Source organism: Algoriphagus sp. A40 (assembly GCF_002002735.1).
Classification (GTDB): Bacteria; Bacteroidota; Bacteroidia; order Cytophagales; family Cyclobacteriaceae; genus Algoriphagus.
Genome location: NZ_MUNY01000060.1, coordinates 76,581 through 94,936 on the forward strand (window position 1 = coordinate 76,581; position 18,356 = coordinate 94,936).

At 43.6% G+C, this 18,356-nt stretch carries 18 protein-coding genes; 5 read left to right on the forward strand and 13 right to left on the reverse strand.

The window, feature by feature from the left end; all coding sequences use genetic code 11:
- Positions 1-2 precede the first annotated feature (2 nt).
- A complete protein-coding gene (locus B0E43_RS15130) occupies positions 3-554 on the forward strand; it encodes a PepSY-associated TM helix domain-containing protein (RefSeq protein WP_077351222.1) in 552 nt (183 codons plus the stop codon).
- Between the two features lie 58 nt (positions 555-612).
- On the forward strand, positions 613-1,215 hold the full coding sequence (locus B0E43_RS15135) for a Uma2 family endonuclease (protein ID WP_077351224.1): 603 nt from the start codon (positions 613-615) through the stop codon (positions 1,213-1,215).
- Positions 1,216-1,228: 13 nt separating this feature from the next.
- Here B0E43_RS15135 and dprA read toward each other — a convergent pair whose 3' ends face one another.
- From dprA to B0E43_RS15180, 9 genes are all read right to left on the reverse strand, one after another.
- On the reverse strand, positions 1,229-2,356 hold the full coding sequence (gene dprA / locus B0E43_RS15140) for a DNA-processing protein DprA (RefSeq protein WP_077351226.1): 1,128 nt from the start codon (positions 2,354-2,356) through the stop codon (positions 1,229-1,231).
- Positions 2,328-2,681 carry a MerR family transcriptional regulator gene (locus B0E43_RS15145; RefSeq protein ID WP_077351228.1) on the reverse strand — a complete coding sequence of 118 codons (354 nt, stop codon included), beginning with the start codon at positions 2,679-2,681 and terminating at the stop codon, positions 2,328-2,330. Before B0E43_RS15145 ends, dprA begins: the two co-directional genes overlap by 29 nt.
- A 131-nt stretch (positions 2,682-2,812) precedes the next feature.
- A complete protein-coding gene (locus B0E43_RS15150) occupies positions 2,813-3,517 on the reverse strand; it encodes a 16S rRNA (uracil(1498)-N(3))-methyltransferase (protein ID WP_077351230.1) in 705 nt (234 codons plus the stop codon).
- An 82-nt stretch (positions 3,518-3,599) separates the two neighbouring features.
- A complete protein-coding gene (locus tag B0E43_RS15155; protein ID WP_077351232.1) occupies positions 3,600-5,447 on the reverse strand; it encodes a DEAD/DEAH box helicase in 1,848 nt (615 codons plus the stop codon).
- Positions 5,448-5,758: 311 nt separating this feature from the next.
- On the reverse strand, positions 5,759-6,550 hold the full coding sequence (locus B0E43_RS15160) for a queuosine precursor transporter (protein ID WP_077351234.1): 792 nt from the start codon (positions 6,548-6,550) through the stop codon (positions 5,759-5,761).
- Positions 6,543-7,475 (reverse strand): ribonuclease Z, encoded by a 933-nt coding sequence (locus B0E43_RS15165; RefSeq protein WP_077351236.1) that lies wholly within the window; start codon positions 7,473-7,475, stop codon positions 6,543-6,545. The genes B0E43_RS15160 and B0E43_RS15165 overlap by 8 nt, the downstream gene beginning before the upstream one ends.
- Positions 7,472-7,849 (reverse strand): STAS domain-containing protein, encoded by a 378-nt coding sequence (locus B0E43_RS15170; RefSeq protein WP_077351303.1) that lies wholly within the window; start codon positions 7,847-7,849, stop codon positions 7,472-7,474. The genes B0E43_RS15165 and B0E43_RS15170 overlap by 4 nt, the downstream gene beginning before the upstream one ends.
- A gap of 96 nt (positions 7,850-7,945) precedes the next feature.
- The gene (locus B0E43_RS15175; protein WP_077351238.1) at positions 7,946-8,899 is read right to left on the reverse strand and encodes a phosphoribosylaminoimidazolesuccinocarboxamide synthase; all 954 of its coding nucleotides are present in this window, start codon (positions 8,897-8,899) and stop codon (positions 7,946-7,948) included.
- 58 nt (positions 8,900-8,957) lie between these two features.
- Entirely contained in the window at positions 8,958-10,061 is a 1,104-nt protein-coding gene (locus tag B0E43_RS15180; RefSeq protein ID WP_139352785.1) for a toxin-antitoxin system YwqK family antitoxin, read from the reverse strand.
- A 161-nt stretch (positions 10,062-10,222) separates the two neighbouring features.
- Here B0E43_RS15180 and B0E43_RS15185 point away from each other — a divergent pair, with 161 nt between their 5' ends.
- Complete coding sequence (locus B0E43_RS15185) at positions 10,223-11,239, forward strand: FAD:protein FMN transferase (protein ID WP_139352786.1); 1,017 nt, start codon at positions 10,223-10,225, stop codon at positions 11,237-11,239.
- A 103-nt stretch (positions 11,240-11,342) separates the two neighbouring features.
- Here the strand turns inward: B0E43_RS15185 and B0E43_RS15190 are convergent, their stop codons facing one another.
- The 4 genes from B0E43_RS15190 to B0E43_RS15205 all read right to left on the reverse strand — a co-directional run bounded on the left by B0E43_RS15190 (position 11,343) and on the right by B0E43_RS15205 (position 14,820).
- Complete coding sequence (locus tag B0E43_RS15190) at positions 11,343-12,524, reverse strand: acetyl-CoA C-acyltransferase (protein WP_077351244.1); 1,182 nt, start codon at positions 12,522-12,524, stop codon at positions 11,343-11,345.
- 88 nt (positions 12,525-12,612) lie between these two features.
- Positions 12,613-13,221, reverse strand: coding sequence for a hypothetical protein (locus B0E43_RS15195; RefSeq protein WP_077351246.1), 609 nt, complete (start codon positions 13,219-13,221; stop codon positions 12,613-12,615).
- On the reverse strand, positions 13,211-13,855 hold the full coding sequence (locus B0E43_RS15200; protein WP_077351248.1) for a hypothetical protein: 645 nt from the start codon (positions 13,853-13,855) through the stop codon (positions 13,211-13,213). Before B0E43_RS15200 ends, B0E43_RS15195 begins: the two co-directional genes overlap by 11 nt.
- Positions 13,855-14,820, reverse strand: a complete 966-nt coding sequence (locus B0E43_RS15205; protein ID WP_077351250.1) for a VWA domain-containing protein — start codon at positions 14,818-14,820, stop codon at positions 13,855-13,857. The genes B0E43_RS15200 and B0E43_RS15205 overlap by 1 nt, the downstream gene beginning before the upstream one ends.
- A 142-nt stretch (positions 14,821-14,962) precedes the next feature.
- On the opposite strand from B0E43_RS15205, the gene B0E43_RS15210 reads away from it, so the two are divergent.
- Together B0E43_RS15210 and B0E43_RS15215 are read left to right on the forward strand one after the other, a co-directional pair.
- The gene (locus B0E43_RS15210) at positions 14,963-17,353 is read left to right on the forward strand and encodes a TonB-dependent receptor (protein ID WP_077351252.1); all 2,391 of its coding nucleotides are present in this window, start codon (positions 14,963-14,965) and stop codon (positions 17,351-17,353) included.
- Positions 17,353-18,189, forward strand: a complete 837-nt coding sequence (locus tag B0E43_RS15215; protein WP_077351254.1) for a DUF4249 domain-containing protein — start codon at positions 17,353-17,355, stop codon at positions 18,187-18,189. The genes B0E43_RS15210 and B0E43_RS15215 overlap by 1 nt, the downstream gene beginning before the upstream one ends.
- Positions 18,190-18,356 lie beyond the last annotated feature (167 nt).

Genomic DNA, 18,356 nt, shown 5'->3' on the forward strand with positions numbered 1-18,356 from the left:
TGATGACTGAGCCCAAAGTCCAAAGTAAAGTAAAATCACTCCGGTGGCTCAGAAGCCTTCACAAATGGCTGGGGATTCCCTTGATCATTTTCTTTTTTTTAATTGGAATAACCTCAATTCTTTTGGCTTGGAAAAAGAAGGCGGAGTTGTTACCTCCGACTTTGGAGACGAAAATTCAACAGGGAAATTGGATTTCCCCTGCGGAAATGGTGAGTATAGCTGAAGCGGAAATGGCCAAAATCGGTGAATCCACCGAGGTTGACCGCATCGATATCCGCCCGGACAAGGGTGTGGCCAAGGTGACATTCAAAACCCATTTTACAGAAGTTCAGTTAGATGGATTTTCCGGAGAAGTGCTTTCGATTGAAACCCGTCACTCGGACTGGATCGAAAAAGTGCACGACGGCAGCATTGTTGATTTTTACCTTGGAGGTGATGAGGCAACCAAATTGACTTATTCAACTCTGACAGCATTGGGTTTGATATTGATGGGTATCAGTGGGTTTTATCTGTGGTATTTTCCGAAAGTGATTCGAAGATTGAAGGGGAGATAGGTAAGATGGACTGAGGGAAATTTGCCTTTAGACTTTGATTTTTTTGTAGCTTTAGTTTATGGAAAATGAGGATAAACATCTTGTAAAAGAGCCGGATATCGAATATGGCCGCTACACCTATGCTGATTACCTGACTTGGGAAATGGACGTGATGGTCGAGCTAATCAAAGGAAAAGTGTTTAAGCGAGATGCTGCCGCACCAAGGATGTCTCACCAAAAGGTTTCGATTCGTTTGTCAGCGGAGTTTTTCAATTTCCTAAAAGGAAAATCTTGCCAGGTTTTTCATGCGCCATTTGATGTCAGATTACCGGTGAAGTCCAAGAGAAATCAGGACATTGATACTGTGGTTCAGCCTGATTTGTGTGTGGTTTGTGATTCTGGGAAACTGGACGATGCAGGCTGCATTGGTGCTCCTGACCTTGTCGTTGAAATACTTTCCCCCGGAAATAACAAAAGAGAGCTAAAAAATAAGTACGAGGTCTATGAAGAAGCAGGAGTAAAGGAATATTGGGTGATCCATCCCAATGAGCAGACATTGTTAATCTATTCACTTGTCAATGGAAAATATCAATCTTCCAGATTATTCGTTTCAGGTGATATTGTTGAATCTGCTTGCATTGAAGGGTTTCGACTCAATTTGGAAGAGATTTTTGAAGGATAAATCGGGAGCAGGATTACACCATCAACTTATACTTTTTCCCAGGAAGAGACTTCACAATTCCTTCAAATTCAAGAGATAATAATTTAGAAGAAAGCATCCCTAACGGGATTTCAGTCAGATAGCTGATTTGGTCTATTTCTGATTCACCTTTTTCTAGGAGAAGTTTTAGGATCAAAATTTCCTCCTCCTCCCGATTGCTCAGTTCCAAGGTTGGCTTTTTGGCTTTTTCTTCCCCCGGTTTTGTCCAGAAAAGTGCTTCAGCGATATCTCCTGGCCCAGTATAGATCGAGGCCTTCATTTTTCGGATCAAATGATTGCATCCTTCTGAAAAGGGAGATTGTAAATTTCCCGGAACTGCAAAAACATCCTTGTTGTAACTGTAGGCAATTTCAGCCGTAATCAAAGCGCCGCCTTTTTCTGCAGCTTCCACCACAATCAACGCATCAGAAAGTCCGGCAATTATCCGGTTTCGTGCCGGAAAATTTCCGGGTACCATGGGGCTTCCCGGTGCATATTCGCTCAAAAGGACGCCTGTTTCCTGCAGTTGTTCAGCCGTCTTTTTATGGGCTGCCGGGTAGATTTGAGAAATCGGAGAACCCATCACCGCGATTGTTGGAAGCCCGACTTGCAATGCTGCTCGGTGGGCTTCAATGTCAATTCCATAAGCTAATCCGGAAATAATGACTGGTTGGTAGGGCAGGAGGTCTTCGACGATTTTTCGAGTGATGGATTTACCATAAGAAGTTGCACTTCTTGTTCCTACGATCCCCACACTTCGCTCAAAATTCAGATTGCAATTCCCTTGTGTAAACAGTATGACTGGCCCGTCTTCGTGGGCTTTAAGTCTGGCAGGAAATTCAGGATCGGTTGAAACCAAGATACGGAATCCTTTTTTTTCACTTAGGGAAATCAGCTCATCTGCTTTTCGAAGAAGGGAAACGGCTTGGCTTTGGATTTCGAGCAGCTTTTCCCCAACTCTTGGGATCTTTCCCGCTTTTCCTTTGCTGAGACTAAAAAAAACCTTTGCGGAACCGCTATAGGCTAAAATGGCTTTGAATACTCCCGGGCCAACTTTGGGAGCTTGAGAAAGGGCTAAATGGTAGCGAAGATTTTCAAGATCCGTTTCGGGCTTTGAGTTCATTCTTCAGATTGATTAAAAAGTCTTTGATTTCCTGAAGTTTCTGAACTGCTGCAACTTTGTCAAATCCGTGATTTTTTCCAGAAGAAATCACTTCCTGAGCTCCCTGAAGGGTATATCCTTTTTCCTTTACCAAGTGGTAAACATACTTGATCTTTTGAATGTCCTCTTTGGTATAGCGTCGGTTGCCTTTTTTATCCTTTTTGGGGCGAATAATGTCAAATTCCCCTTCCCAATAGCGGATAAGCGAAGGTGCTACCTTAAACATCTCGGCAACTTCACCAATGGAATGGTACTTTTTTTCGATCTCTCGCTCTTTGTACGGCACAGCAGTTTTTGTTAATAGTAAAAACCCTCCAAGGGTTCGAAACCCTTGGAGGGTTTGTTAAATATCTAAGTTAAAAATTTTGATCGGGGACTTCAAGGGATACTTGAGGGTTTAGTAAAAAAACGGAAAAATCAGCGGTTTAGTACTTGAAGCATCTGAATTGCAGCCATCCCGGCAGTCTCGGTTCTAAGGCGACTTTTTCCCAAGGAAACTGCCTGAAAGCCGTTTTCAATAGCCGTTTTGATCTCTTTTGGGTCAAAATCGCCCTCAGGGCCAATTAGGATCAGATATTTTCCATCGGGGAGAGCAACATCAAAAAAGTGGTTTTCATGGGTCTCATCTACGTATGCGATGAATTTCTGAAAACCTTCAAAGTCCTTGGATTTAAATAGGTCGCTAAGTTTTCTGGTCGGGTGCAATACAGGAATCCTGAATTTCAGACTTTGCTTGCAAGCCGAGATCATTTTTTTGTGCAGTCGGTCTGTTTTTAGAAAACTTCGCTCCGAATTCATGGTTTCCAAAAGTGTCATTTCGTGAAATCCGAGTTCGGAGATTTTTTCCACCATCCATTCCATCCTATCCGGACTTTTGGTCGGAGCGATAGCCAAGTGAATGTGAAACTTATCCTCCGGAACAATAGCTGAGCTCAGGACTTTCAGACTGGTCTTTTTGGGATTTGCTTCCAAAATCACGCCTTCAAAGACCTGTCCTTTTCCATTAGTCAGTAGGATTGGGTCGCCCTGTTTTTTGCGCAGCACTTTGACCAAGTGGTGGGATTCCTCCTCGTCGAGGTAGGTGAGGGGTTCGGTGATATTTTCCTGGAAAAAAAGCTGCATGGGTGGGCCGTGAGGTAAAGGCACAAAAAAAGCACATTTCTTGAAGAAATGTGCCTTTAAACCGAATTAACCTATAACCAATTTAACCTTTTGAAATTTCCATGTTGACGGTCTTTCCTTTGATGGTGTTGTTCTTCATCACTTTGATCACATGTTCTGCGTCTTTGTGAGGAACATCCACGAAGGAGAAGTTGTCGAAGATGTCGATGCCACCGATGCTTTTGCCAGGAACGCCAGTTTCTCCAGCGATTGCACCTACGATATCGTTAGGACGGATTCTGTCTTTGTTACCAAGATTCAGGAACAAGCGAGTCATGTTTGCATCGCGTGTTCTTTCTTCCCTAGGAGCTCTTCTTTCGAAGTCTCTTGGTCCACTTTCACTACGGGCTGCAAATCGGTCCCCACCTTCTTTTCTGTCACCGAATCTTCCACCGCGCTCTCCGCCTCTTTCGAAACGGCCACCGCTTTCTCTTTCGCCTCTTCCAAATCGATCAGAACCGCTTCTTTCGCCACGTCCGAATCGATCAGATCCCCTCTCTCCGCGACCGAAATCACGACCTCCTTCTCTTGATCCTTCTCTTCTTGCTCCGTAGGCTTCGATTCCGAAATCCTGCTCTTTCAATTCTTTCACGGTTTCACCCATGTTCATCTTGATCAAGCCAAGAGCAATCTGCTCGATAGTCAACCCTTCAGCAAGCATCTGTCCGATAGTCGCTTCGAAAAGCTGATTATCTTCTTCTACTGCCAATACTCTATAAACGTCCTTCACCAATTGTGCTTTTTTCAGCTCAACCAATTCAGTGACAGATGGAGGCGTCATTTTATTGATGGTAGCTTTAGTGAAACGCTCCAAATCTCTGAGTTTCATTGTTTCTCTTCGACCTGTGATGAACGTAATCGCAGTACCTGACTTACCAGCACGACCGGTTCGGCCGATTCTGTGTACGTAATATTCCTCGTCCAATGGAAGGTCGTAATTGAATACTGCCTCTACATTGTCCACGTCAATACCACGGGCAGCTACGTCAGTTGCTACCAATACCGAGCAAAGTCCCTTACGGAATTTACCCATTACTTTATCTCGCTGTGCCTGAGAAAGGTCACCGTGAAGCGCTTCCGCCAAGATGCCTCTAGCACCCAAAGCTTCCGTTACTTCGTCAGTCATTCTCTTCGTGTTACAGAACACTACGCTCAAAGCGTAATTGTTGATGTTCATCAGACGAGTCATCAATTCCATCTTCAAAGAAGGCTTTACTTCGTAGTAAACCTGCTCGATTTTAGAAACTGTCAATTCGTTTTTAGCGACTTTGATGATTTCAGGATTGGTTTGATATTTTCTTGTCAAATCCAAGATTGGCTTAGCCATCGTTGCAGAGAAAAAGACAGTTTGTCTTTCTGCAGGCATTTCTGAAAGAATTGCCTCGATATCATCTCTGAAACCCATGTCCAGCATTTCATCAGCCTCATCCAATACGATGATTCCAATGCTGTCAAGCTTCAATGTTCCTCTGTTGATGTGATCTTGAACTCGACCTGGAGTACCAACTACGATCTGAACTCCTTTACGAAGTACTCTGATCTGCTTGTCTATTGATTCTCCACCGTAGATCGCAACAGAGTTGATGCCTCTGTGATACTTGGATAGTTTTTGGATTTCTCCTTCTACCTGAACCGCAAGTTCGCGGGTAGGGCAAAGGATGATGGCCTGTGGCTTGTTCAATTCTGAATCGACTAGGTCAATGATTGGAATTGCAAAAGCTGCAGTTTTACCGGTTCCGGTTTGAGCCTGACCGATCAAATCGCGTCCTTCCAATACGAAAGGAATAGCCTGTAATTGAATTGGGGAAGGGGTTGTATAACCCATTTCTTCCACTGCCCGCAAGATTTCTACTGAAATCCCCAGGTCTGAGAATTGTGTTGTGATTTCCATGAATGTTTTCCTTACTTTTTCTTGCCATGTTATCCTAAATCCCAGACAAGCGACAGTAAGGATTCACGGCACGAAAAATACGCTGTGTCAAAATTGACGATGCAAAAGTAGGGTTAATAATTTTGAAATCCAAGACTGGTTCAAAAGTTTTTAGAATATTCGTTAAAAATGAAGGGATAAGAGCAAAATAAATTTGGTTTTTCTTGATTTTATATCTTGGATATTCGATTTAGGATACTGAAATACGAAAGTAAAAATGGTTAAACCTAGGAAATCCGAAATGGAAAATTTTTTTAATAATTAATCATTATTTATATAAATGCCCGGTCTGAGCTGGCTTCTTTTACCATTTCCTCAGCCAGATCTTTTCCTAAATACCGATCAATCAGGCCATGTCCCAAGTACAAAAGCGGGGTTAGAAGGATCGCTACAGCAAACTTATAGGTGTAATTGATGATCCCGACAGCGATAACTTGGCTGAGGCTCCAGTTCCCGAAAACATAAAAAGCTATTCCCAAAACCACAAAAGAATCGAAAAACTGGGAAATCAAAGTTGAACCTGTTGCACGAAGCCAAATCATGCGGGGACCAGTGATGGCCCGAAGCCTTTGAAAGACAAAAACGTCAATCAGCTGGCCCAACAAGAAGGCCGTAAGTGAGCCGACGATTATTCCCATTCCTTGCCGGAAAATGGTGTTGAATGCATAATTGATATCAAATCCAGTTCCAGTGGGAGTTTGGGAATTTACATCCAACCAAAAGTCAGCCGGAACCAATACGGTCACCACACTGATCACCACAAACACATAAGCGATCAGTCCTGCTGTAATAAAACTGATTTTCCGGACTCCCTTTTTTCCAAAGTATTCATTGATAATATCCGTGGTGATGAACACAATCGGCCAAATGACCGCACCTGCAGTCAGATTAAAATCCAAGATGTATTCCCCAAATATATTCCAGTTGATCGGCTCAAAACCGAGTGTCTTTTCACCCGAAAAAATCTTTACACCGATGATCTCCGCCAAAATCGCATTGGTCAAAAAGATCGATCCAAGGATGATAAAAAGGTTGGTTTTGCGGCTGTGGTGGATTTCATTCATTTGCGGGCAAAATAGAATAGGTTTTTCCTTCCTCACTCAACTCAGATCGAATAAATACAGTTTTTGCCTCCTCGAGCATATCTTCCAAATGGACATATCTAGAGGAAAAGTGTCCTAAAAGTAAGGATTTTGCATTGACTAAATTTGCAATTTCCGCTGCTTGTTTTGCAGTGCAGTGAAAGGTATCACTTGCCCGTGCTGCATCTGATTCCATAAAAGTGGACTCATGATAAAGCAAGGTTGGTTCTTTAAGATAATTGGAAAGCTTTGGTTCAAACCGTGTGTCTGAGCAAAAAGCATAACTTCTCAAGGGAGCGAGAGGCAAGGTGTATTCCTCCAGTTTGTACAGATTTCCATTTTCATCCTGAAAACTTTTACCGTTTCTCAGGCTATGAATCGCTGCCAATGGAATCTTCTTTTCCTGAAGTTTTTCCTTGTTAAGGCTTCTCAGCCCTGCTTTTTCCTGAATCAAAAAACCTGTGGTTGGAATCCTGTGGGTCAATGGAAAACTATAAACTGTAAATCTGGGATGGTCCAGAAGTAAATTTTGCCCACTCGGATTCGTCTCATTAAAAGTCAGCGGATAGGAGAGTTTAGTGTTGCTCCAACGAAACTGGGTGGTGATGATTTCATCCAGGCCTTTGGGTCCGAAAATCGTCAAAGGCTTGGTTCGTTTTGCTAAATGGTAGCTGGACAATACGCCCATCAAACCCAAATAATGATCCCCGTGAAGGTGGGAGATAAAAATATGGCTGATACGTGAAGACTTGATTTTAAACTTTCGCATTTGGATCTGTGTGCCTTCACCACAGTCTATCAATAAAAACTCCTGCCCAAATCTGACGACCTGGGCAGTGTGATTCCTTCCATGTACCGGAATGGAAGAGGTATTTCCTAAAATGGTGACTTCAAAATCCGGGATCAAGCTCCTTCTTCGTCTTCGCCTCCGTCGATTTCGTGCATAAAGATCGCCTCACCTGCTTCTTCCAGCGAACTGACCAAATTCAGTTTTTTATCCAACATGGAGATTTTCAATAGCTTCATCACATGGTCCTGAACACCGGAAATGACAAAAATCCCACCGTTTCGGCCGAATTCTCTGTCTCCTACCAGTAAAGCACTCAAGCCACTGGAATCTACATATTTTACCTGGCTCATGTCCAAAACGATATTGGCATAACCTTCGGCGTGAATTGTCAATAATTCAGACTTTAACTTTGGAGCAAGCAAGGAATCAATCTTTTCTTCCAATGGAGCAAAGACTACATATTGCTCTTTTTTATCGATAGTGTATTTCATGTTTTTATAATTTTTTTTTAATGGTAACATGGAATCTCGCATGATTAGATTCATCCCAGTATGTGACTTTGGGAATCATGCTTGATTTCATAGTTCTTAAAGTTTGTTCTTGAGTCCCAAATGGGTCAAAACTGCATTTTCAATTCTTAATTCGATGTTTTCGGTTTCCGCTTTCACGAACGTTTGTCCGGTGATGTTTTCAAACAGCTCAATATAGCGATCGGAGATGCTTTCTACAATTTCATCGGTCATTTCTGGCACTGTCTGTCCATCTTTACCCTGGAATCCGTTTGCAATCAACCACTGACGGACAAATTCTTTTGACAGTTGTTTTTGGGCAAGGCCTTTGTCCTGATTTTCCTGATAGCCCTCAGCATAGAAATATCTCGAAGAGTCAGGAGTATGGATTTCGTCGATCAGGAGAATTTCTTCACCGAATTTACCGAATTCATATTTGGTGTCCACCAGAATCAAGCCTTTTTCCCTGGCCATTTCCTGACCTCTCTGGAAAAGCGCCCGGGTATATTTTTCCAAAATCAAGTAATCCGCCTCACTTACGATCCCTTTTGCCAGGATGTCTTCTCTGGAGATATCTTCATCATGTCCTTCATCCGCTTTGGTTGTCGGAGTGATGATGGGCTCCGGGAGTTTGTCGTTTTCTTTGAGCCCTTCGGGCAAAGCAACGCCGCAAAGCACTCGTTTGCCTAATTTGTATTCTCTGGCGGCGTGTCCGGCGAGATAGCCTCGGATGACCATTTCTACTTTGAAAGGATGGCAACGCTTGCCGATTGTTACACTTGGATCCGGGGTAGAAGTCACCCAGTTGGGAACGATGTCGGAAGTGGCTTTCAGAAAACCGGCTGCAATTTGGTTTAGCACTTGACCTTTGAAAGGAATTGGTTTGGGTAAAACTACATCAAATGCCGAAATCCGGTCAGAAGCAACCACAACCAGTTCCTTATCAAAGATATAGACGTCTCTTACTTTTCCTTTGTAAAAACCCACTTGTCCGGGGAAATTGAAATGGGTTTCCTTGATGGCTTTGCTCATTTGAAAATCGTTTGGGCAAAAATAGAAAAATGGATTTCCACTGCCTTAGACTTGGGTTTTATTTATTGATTTTATTTCCGTTTTCCCAAAGCTCGGTTGTGATCAGCTGACCGTTTTCGTCGTAAAGCTCCCGTTTTCCGTTTAGGCTTCCTTTTGTATAATTTCTGATTTCCAGTAGTTTGCCATTTTCTCTGTAGACTTTTACTTCACCTTCTTCCAGCTCATTTGCGAACCTGACCAAACTTGACAATTCATCATTTGGATGAAAATTTTCCTCCATGATTTTCTGCCCCTGATTATTATAAGTGGCACGCTGCCTTATTTTTCCATTGGAGTGGTAATAGACTATAGGTTGGGTCGGAACTCCTTTTTGATAAACAGCTTTCATCCGCACAGATCCATCGGGGAAATATTCGATCATTTCTCCCTCCGGTGATCCGTTTTTATACCTTCCTCTTCTTTCCGGTTTTCCGTCAGGATAGTTCAGTTCATAGATTCCGTTGAGATCTCCGACGCGAAATTCTCTCTGAGCTTTTATTGACCCATCCTGAAAATATTGGGTCTCTTTTCCATCTACCACTCCTCGCGTATAGTTTGTACTAAAAATCAATTGTCCATTTTCATCATGTTCTTCATAGGGGCCGTTGTATTGACCCGCCAGAAAATTGATTTTGGTTTTGGGCTTTCCATCCGGAAAAAAGGCCTCTGAAAGTCCGTCCGGTTTGTTGTTTTTGAATGTGGTTTGGTCACTAATCTTTCCGTCTTCGAAATAGGTTATGACTTTTCCTTCGAGCTGATTGTTGGCAAAAGTAGATTCCTGACGAATTCCACCGCCGGGATAGTAACTCATGGACTTTCCTTCACGCAGGTTATTTCGAAACTCCACAATACGAACTGTATCCCCAGATTCGGGATCGAGATCATAGAAAAACCCGTTTCGTTGATCATTTTTGAGGTTTCCGATCAAGATCAATTTCCCGTTTGGATCAAAAAGCCTGACTTCACCTTCTGCCTTTCCGTTGATTTTGGTCAGGATTTCCTTGATATAAAGGGAATCTTCATCGTAGTAAGTCCGGATGGTATCCTGAGCAAAGCCAAAGGCACAAAAAGCCAGGAATAAAGCAGAAGTCAAGAACAAAGCTTTTGATGAAAATCGGTTCATTTTGAATTGTAAATCGAAAGGTGGTGGATCAAAAATCCGATCCGGAGGAAATTCACTTCCCGGAAAATTTACGGTGAAGGAATTCAATTTGACTATTTTTGGGCAAATTTTCTTCTCCTGCCGAAAGAAGTCTTCCACTTCCTTTGGCTAATTCGCTGATTATGAGAGTTACATTGCATTTCCTTCTGATTGTCTTGATTGGTTTTTCGTCCTGTTCCGAAAAGGAAAAATCCTTCAAAACCTATGAAGGTGAAATATTCGGAACCTATTATCGCATTCAGGTTTCTGATATGGAAAAAGACCTACAGCCTGAATTTGACTCGGTTTTTGCCCTCATTAATGCAGCTGCCAATTCGTATGTTCAGGAATCTGAAGTATCACAATTCAACCAAGCTGGAAAACTTTTAACTCCATCGTTCACTTTCAAAGACATGATTGATTCCGCTGCGAAATATCACCGGATGTCTGAAGGATATTTTGAACCGACTCTTTATCCATTGTTGAAATCCTGGGGTTTTTCCTTTGAACAAAGAGAGCAAATGGATTCTGCGAAAGTGGCTGATTTACTTGCTTTGGTAGGATTTGAGGAAAATATTTCCATCACAGACTCTGGTTATTTTGCAGCCAAGCCCGGAGTGATGCTCGATATCACTGGGCTGGGTGAGGGCTATGCCATTGACAAATTGGTGGAAGTAGTGGAGAAAAATGAGATTGCCGACTACATGGTCGAAATCGGGGGGGAGATGAAAGCGAGAGGCTTGAATTCAAGAAATACCAGTTGGACCATTGGCATCGAGGATCCCGCTCAGGCGGAAATGGGTGTGACCAGCACCATGCTGACCAAAGTCGAACTTGACAATCGCTCCATCAGCAGTTCGGGCAATTACCGGAAGTTTTACATTGATGAAGCCGGAAACAGAAGAGCTCATATCCTGGATCCTAAAACTGGCTTTCCCGTAAGCCATTCGATGGTCTCCGTGTCTGTCTTGGCGCCATCAGCAACTCAGGCGGATGCTTTGGCTACTGCTTTTATGGCCATGGGTCCCGAGAAAGCCAAAGCTCTTGCAGAAAGCCTTCCGGGAGTGGAAGCGATGTTTGTGATCGGAGGAAAGGAAAAGTTGGAAATGGAGTTTACTTCGGGATTTCCTAAGCCAGTGACCAGTGAACAGTCTCAGTAGGCAGGGTCCAGTTTTAGTTTACAGTGATCAGTCGCAGTAATTTAGTAGCCCAAAAAAAGCCCGGAGATTAAATTCCGGGCTTTTTTGCGCTCAATAGAAGGTTTTACATCCTCTCAATCACAATCGCCGAAGCACCGCCGCCGCCGTTACAAATTCCTGCTACGCCGATGTTGCCGGATTTTTGGTGAAGGACTGAATTCAATGTTGTAATGATTCTAGCACCGGACGCTCCAAGTGGATGGCCCAAAGCAACAGCTCCGCCAAATACATTAAGTCGGTCATTTTCCAGTTTCAATTCCCGCTGATTGGCAATGGCAACCGCTGCAAATGCTTCGTTGATTTCGTAATAAGAAACTTCGTCAGCTGAAACTCCGGCATGTTTTAAGGCTTTTGGAATAGCCAAAGCAGGAGCAGTGGTAAACCAAAGTGGATCAGTGGCCGCATCTGCAAATCCACGGATTTTGGCCACAGGCTTTAATCCCAATTCTTCTGCCTTCTCTTTGCTAACCAACACCAAGGCGGAAGCTCCGTCATTCATGGTGGAAGCATTGGCGGCGGTCACAGTTCCGTTTTTGTCAAAAACCGGCTTAAGCGAAGGAATTTTATCAAACATCACGTTTCTGAATTCTTCGTCCTCATCAATCAGGATCGTTTCACCTTTTCTTCCCAGCATTTCCACTGGGACGATTTCATCTTTGAACAATCCTTTTTCCCAAGCTTCAGCTGAGCGTTTGTAGGATTGGATGGCGTAGGCATCTTGCTCCTCGCGGGTGATGTTCATCTCTTTGGCTGTATTCTCAGCGCAATTTCCCATCGGGAACTTGTAGTATACTTCAAAAAGTCCATCTCTCACCAGTCCATCGGTCAGTTCAGCATTTCCATATTTGTAGCCAAAGCGTGCTTTTGGAATGTAATAGGGGACATTGGACATGCTTTCCATGCCTCCGGCTACCACGACATCATTAATGCCGAGCATGATGGATTGGGTGGCAAGCATCACTGCTTTCATTCCCGAAGCACAGACTTTATTGATTGTGGTGCAGGGAACATTGTATCCGATTCCTGCGCCGATTGATGCCTGACGGGCCGGAGCCTGACCGAGATTGGCTGAGATCACGTTGCCCATAAACACCTCATTTACAGCTTCGGGAGAAACACCAGATTTAGCCAAAGCGCCTTTGATGGCGATGCTGCCAAGTTCGATGGCAGTTAAGGATGATAATTTTCCGCCGAAACTTCCGATGGGTGTCCGAACGGCGGATACGATGTATACTTCTTTGCTCATGGATATTTGGGTTTAGTCTAAAGGCCAGAAGACGGTAGACCGAAGAGAATACGCCTTCAGTCTTCGGTCTGCTGGCTTTTTTTTTCTCTTACCAGTCAGGCAATCCGCGTTTTGGTCTCTGAGTAGGTTTTTTCTTATTGTCCTGAATGTACCGAAGTTCCGCTGCATTGAGAGATTCCAGGATTTGCGATGCTTGCTCGGGCGAAAGATTCATGCTCTTGAGCTTTTCGCGCATTTCGTCGAGCTTCTTCTGCCTGTCCGCTAGGTTGGCGTCCATCTGGTCGTTCGCATTTTCACCCGCTTCCTCACTTTGTTGGGAAGGATCCTCGCCTTTTTGACCTTCCTTGGCCTTGTCTTCTTCGGTTTGTTCGCCGTCTTTTTGCTGAGACTCGCTATCTCCCTTTTCTCCTTCGCTATCCTGACTTTGATTTTGTTGGTTTTGCTGCTGTTGATCTTGTTTATTTTCCTGTTCTTGATCTTCCTGTTCCTTTTCCAGCTTTTCCTTAAGCGCTTTAAGTTTTGCGTCATTTGGAAATTTGGTCAGCCCGTCATTCACTTCTTTCAAGGCACCCTCTTTTTCCGTTTTCACATAGGAACGTGCCGCCCGGTTGAAATAATCCCCGGCAGATTGAGCCATGCTTTTTCCTGAGCAAATCAGAAAAACACCAAGTAAGAATACTGAAAGTTTAATTTTCATCGATTTCAACTACCTCCTGGAGCGTGGTCATAAAATCCTGATATGCGGCAACAGTCGAATCCTGTGTCATTGCTTCCTGCATGATACTTAAAGCGTCATTGAAGCGGAATTGTTCCACCAAGCGGTCAGCTTCAGCTTTCTTTCGCTTCGCAAAATCCGAAGGTTCTGGCTTGTTTTGATCCTGATTTTTACGCTCTTCGTCTCTTTTCAGCCAACGGGCAAGCAATTCATAGTTGTGTCTGGCCTGTTCATTGGTCGGATCTTGGATTAGAGCCGACTGGAATTTGCTTAATGCTGCCTCGTATTCTTTTTTGTTGCCCATGATCACTCCGCTTTGATTGAAGGCAAATGAGGCAAGCATTTTGGAAGGACTTTGGGAAGCCTGGTCGTACCAGGTCAGGGCCTCGTCCACTTTTTCAGAATATTGATGGCTGAGTCCCAAGTCGAAATTCAATTCAGAAGAGCTGTATTGGAATTCATCGACCAAAACCATGTGATCACTGACTGACTGTGCGTAATTCGCCTCCGCATAGCTTTTTTCAGCAGTTCGTATGGCATTGTTGAGTCTAGTCACCCGGGTCCAGGAACTCGGGATTAGGAGAAATACAGTCAAAATCAATTTGCTCCAGCTCATCAGAGTTTGATTGTTTTGATGGGTAAAATCATATCCAAAAGCGCCAATCCCAATGCTGCCAACAAGAAGTAGAAGTATTTGTTGGAACTGGCTTCCACCATGCGGGTATTGGCTACTCCACCTTCCAATCGGTCAATCGCTGATACCAGATCACCGATTTGCTGGGCTTCGTCGGAGATTTCGAAGTATTCTCCCGAGGTTTCTGAAGAAGCCAACCGAAGAGACTGAGATTCAAGCTTGGAAATGGCAGGTTTTCCTGTCTCAGGATCAATGACTACTCCATTTCCTCTTGGGATTTCGCTTCCCTGTTCTGTCCCGATTCCGAGGGAAAATACTTTGATGTTGTTTTCGGCAAGTTCAGAAATTACTCCTTCCAGATCATCTCCGAAATTCTCCCCATCTGAGATCAAAATAATGGATTTGGCTTTTACTTCCTGACTTTCATCTTTCATAAATCGGTCCATTGCCATCCGTAAAGGAGCAGTCAGGTCAGTGCCGGCATTGGGGACAATTCCTGTATTCAGGCCATCAATGTAAAGTTGGATTACCGCTTGGTCAAATGTCAGCGGGCATTGCATAAATGCCTCAGAACTAAAAATAATCAGGCCGATCCGGTCTGAGGGAAAGCTTTTGATCAGGTTTTTCAGCTCAAATTTGATTCGCTGAAGCCTGCTGGGACCGATATCCGTGGCATTCATGGATTGGGAAAGATCAACCGCAATGAAGATATCCTTTCCTTCTTCTTTTACTTCTTTGAATGAATTGCCGATCGAAGGACCTGCAAACGCAATCAAAAACAGGATGAAATAGGCTGATCGAATGATCAGTTTGGTGAATAGGCGCTGCTTCTCCACTTTCAACCGGCGGTTGATAGCCCAAAATCGCGTCAGATAAAGAAGGTAAAGCAGCACAAAGACTCCCGCAAGCACTAGGGTGAGTCTGATGTCAGGGTATGCCCAAATCATGGCCTGAAATTAGGAAATAAACCTAACTTTGAAAGTCAGGTTTCCGGTATTGGTTTAAAGCCCAAGAAACTTTTGGCAGAATTAACAAACATTAAATTAACCAGGCCGTTCGCCTAGCATACTCAGATCAATATTCCGCTGCATGTCCCTTTTTAGAGTTCTGACGCTGTTTTTTTTGACAAGCCTTGGGTATCAGGCATTTTCGCAGGAACCGGTATTTATTTCAGGCGAAGTTTTGGATGTCAGCAACTCCGAGCCTTTGATCGGAGCCAATGTGTATTGGGAAGGAAAAATTGAGTCCGGAGTAGTTTCAGATTTAAACGGAAAATTTCAATTACCTCTGATCCCACTTCCTGCCAGGTTGGTCATTTCCTATGTGGGATTTGAGCGTTCTGTCCGGCAGATCAATAAAAATGAGGCTGACAAGCCCATTCGTTTTTTCCTGAAACCTGAAGAAATGTCCCTGGATGAAATCATCATTCAAGAACGCCGACCCGACGAGCAAGTCAAAAATATGGAAATGGGGAAGGCGACTGTTCCCATCGAAACAATCAAAAATATTCCAGCATTGTTCGGAGAAGTGGATTTGCTCCGAAGTCTCCAATTGCTTCCAGGAGTAAAATCAGCGGGAGAGGGGACTACCGGTATTTTTGTGCGGGGTGGTTCTGCCGACCAAAATCTTGTGCAGCTAGACGGAGCGCCGGTATATAATCCTTCGCATTTTTTCGGAATTTTTTCAGTTTTCAATCCGGACGGACTCAAAAGTGTGGACCTCTACAAGGGCAATATGCCGGCATCATTTGGAGGCAGAGCGGCGTCTTTGATCGACGTTTCGCTGAGAGAAGGCAACAATGAACAGATCCACGGCGAAGGCGGGATTGGTAGTATTTCCTCAAGGTTGACCTTGGATGGACCGCTTTTTGGAAAAAATTCGACTTTCATTGTCAGCGCACGGAGAACATATGCGGATGTGTTTCTTAAGCTTTCCTCCGATGAAAACCTCAAAAACAATAAATTGAATTTTCACGACTTAAGCGGAAAATTGGCTTTTATAGTAAGCGAGAAAGACAAAATATCGATCTCAAGCTATCAAGGAAGTGACTTTTTAGGATTGGATGATGAGTTTGGCCTGGGTTGGACCAACTGGGTGACTTCCGCAAATTGGAGCAGAGTGAGCTCGGATAAGTTCTTTTTTGATTTGCAGGGATATCATTCCAGATACAGTTATACCGTCGAGTTTGACGATCCGGAAAACGGCTTTGAATGGAGCAATAAGCTGTCAGAATCGGGGCTGAAGGCCATTTGGACAGCTTTGCCCAATTCCAAAACCCAATTAAATTGGGGGATTCACAGTCAATACTATCATTTTGCCCCAATAGATCTCGAGCCTGCTCCGAATAGTGCTATTCAATCAATCGTGACCAATCCCAAAAACGGTTTGCTCAATAATCTATTCTTTAGCGCCAACCATGAGATTTCATCCAAGCTAAGTGTAGAAGGTGGGCTGAGATGGGGGCTTTTCAATCAGGTGGGAAAGGGCGTGGATTACCTATACGAGGGAGGGGTTCCAGGACCTGAGGTTGAAATCACAGATTCATTGAGTTTTGGCACTATGGAAAGTATGCAGTTTTACCAAGGTCTCGAACCAAGGATTGCTTTCCGGTATTTGATCAATGATCAATTTTCAGTCAAAACCGCATACAACCGTAATTTTCAATACATCCAGATTGCTTCCAACAGTTCTGCAGGATTGCCGATTGACCGATGGATTTTGTCGGGAAGGTACATAGAGCCAGTTCGTAGTGATCAGGTGTCGCTGGGTTTGTTTCACAATTTCAACCAAAATCGCTGGGAGTTTTCCATAGAGGGATATTACAAAGACCTCGACAATGTGATTGATCTGAGGAATGGTGCTCAGGTGCTTTTTACCGATCAGGTCGAAACCGAATTGCTTGCAGGAAAAGGATGGGCTTATGGCGCTGAGTTTTTACTGAGAAAAAACATCGGAAAAACGACCGGTTGGCTGGCCTATACTTGGTCAAGAACTTGGAGAAAAATAGAAGGTGTGAGCAGAAATGAAGCATATAATCCCAGGTTTGACCGACCAAATGATGTGACTTTGGTCTTGAACCATGAATTTTCTCCAAGCTGGTCTGCAGGTCTGACCTTCGTTTATACTACCGGTCAGGCGGTTTCCTATCCGGTGGGATCGTATGAGGTCGATAATCAGTCCGTTCCGCTTTACTCTGAATATCGGAACGTGGACAGATTCCCCAATTACCACCGGATGGATGCCTCAGTGACCTGGAAGAATTCTGACAAAGGCAGGAAATGGAGAGGAAGCTGGAATTTTAGCATTTACAACTTGTATGGAAGGAAAAATCCCTTTGCATACGAATTCAGGACGATTTTCAACGATGATATCAACTTTGACGCAAGCTCGGATGGTGAAATTACTTCTGCGCAACCAGGAGTCGTGATGACCTATCTGTTTACTTTTCTTCCTTCGATTACCTATAATTTTCAATTCTGATGAAGAGGCTAGCTGGAATTTTAATCGCGATTTTGTCTTGGTCCTGTCAGGAAGAAGTGATCTTGCCTTTGGGTGAAAAGGAGGAGTTGGTCCCGACCATTGAAGCTTTTTGGACAGATCAATCGATCTACAATGAAGTGAGAATCACGCTTTCCAAGGACTACTATGATTCAACTGAAGTGCAGGTAATCTCTGACGCCGAAGTTTTTATCACGATTCCGGGAACAGATAAAGTGATCCCTTTTATTTTCCTGGGAGGAATCAATAATTACCGGGCTGCCAATCCCCAGGAGCATGCAAAAGTTGGAGAAACCTACCAGCTTCATGTCAAATGGAAAGACAATATCTATGTGTCGGAAGGTGTCATGCTTGAACCTCCGATTGTGGACAGTGTGACCTGGAGTTTTGAAGAGGAGCGGCTTTTCCGGGAGGAAGGATATTATATCAAAGTTTATGGCAAAATCCCGTTCGAAGAGAATAATAACTATCGGATTCGGGTGATTGAAAATGACACTCTGAAAAATCAGCGGGAAGATTACCTGTTGTTTGATGATACCTTTGGCTTGAAGTTTTTTGAAGAGGGTCTTGAATTGGGCTATGCTTTCGAAGAAAATGACAAAGTCCGGTTGGAGCTTTTTCGGCTAAACAAGAATGCTTTTGATTACCTCAATCAGTTAGTCAACCTTCTTTTCAATGACGGAGGTCTGTTTAGTCCGCCACCCCAAAATCCGGACACGAATATCAAGGTAGTTCAGGGCGATCCGGAGGTTTTGGGATACTTTGCCGTTACTCCTGTTTTGGCACGAACGGTCCTGATACAGGCGAAATACGATTAAGACTGAAGTCAGAAGACAGGAGACCGAAGAAAGGAATGGATTTCAATTCTGAATCTATTTCCTGTTGAGATTCCCTAAATACTGGCTAAGAAGCCGAGGTTGAAAAATAATTTTGAAAAAAAGGTATCAAAAGTTGTTTCGAAAAATTTTATCATCGTAATATTGCA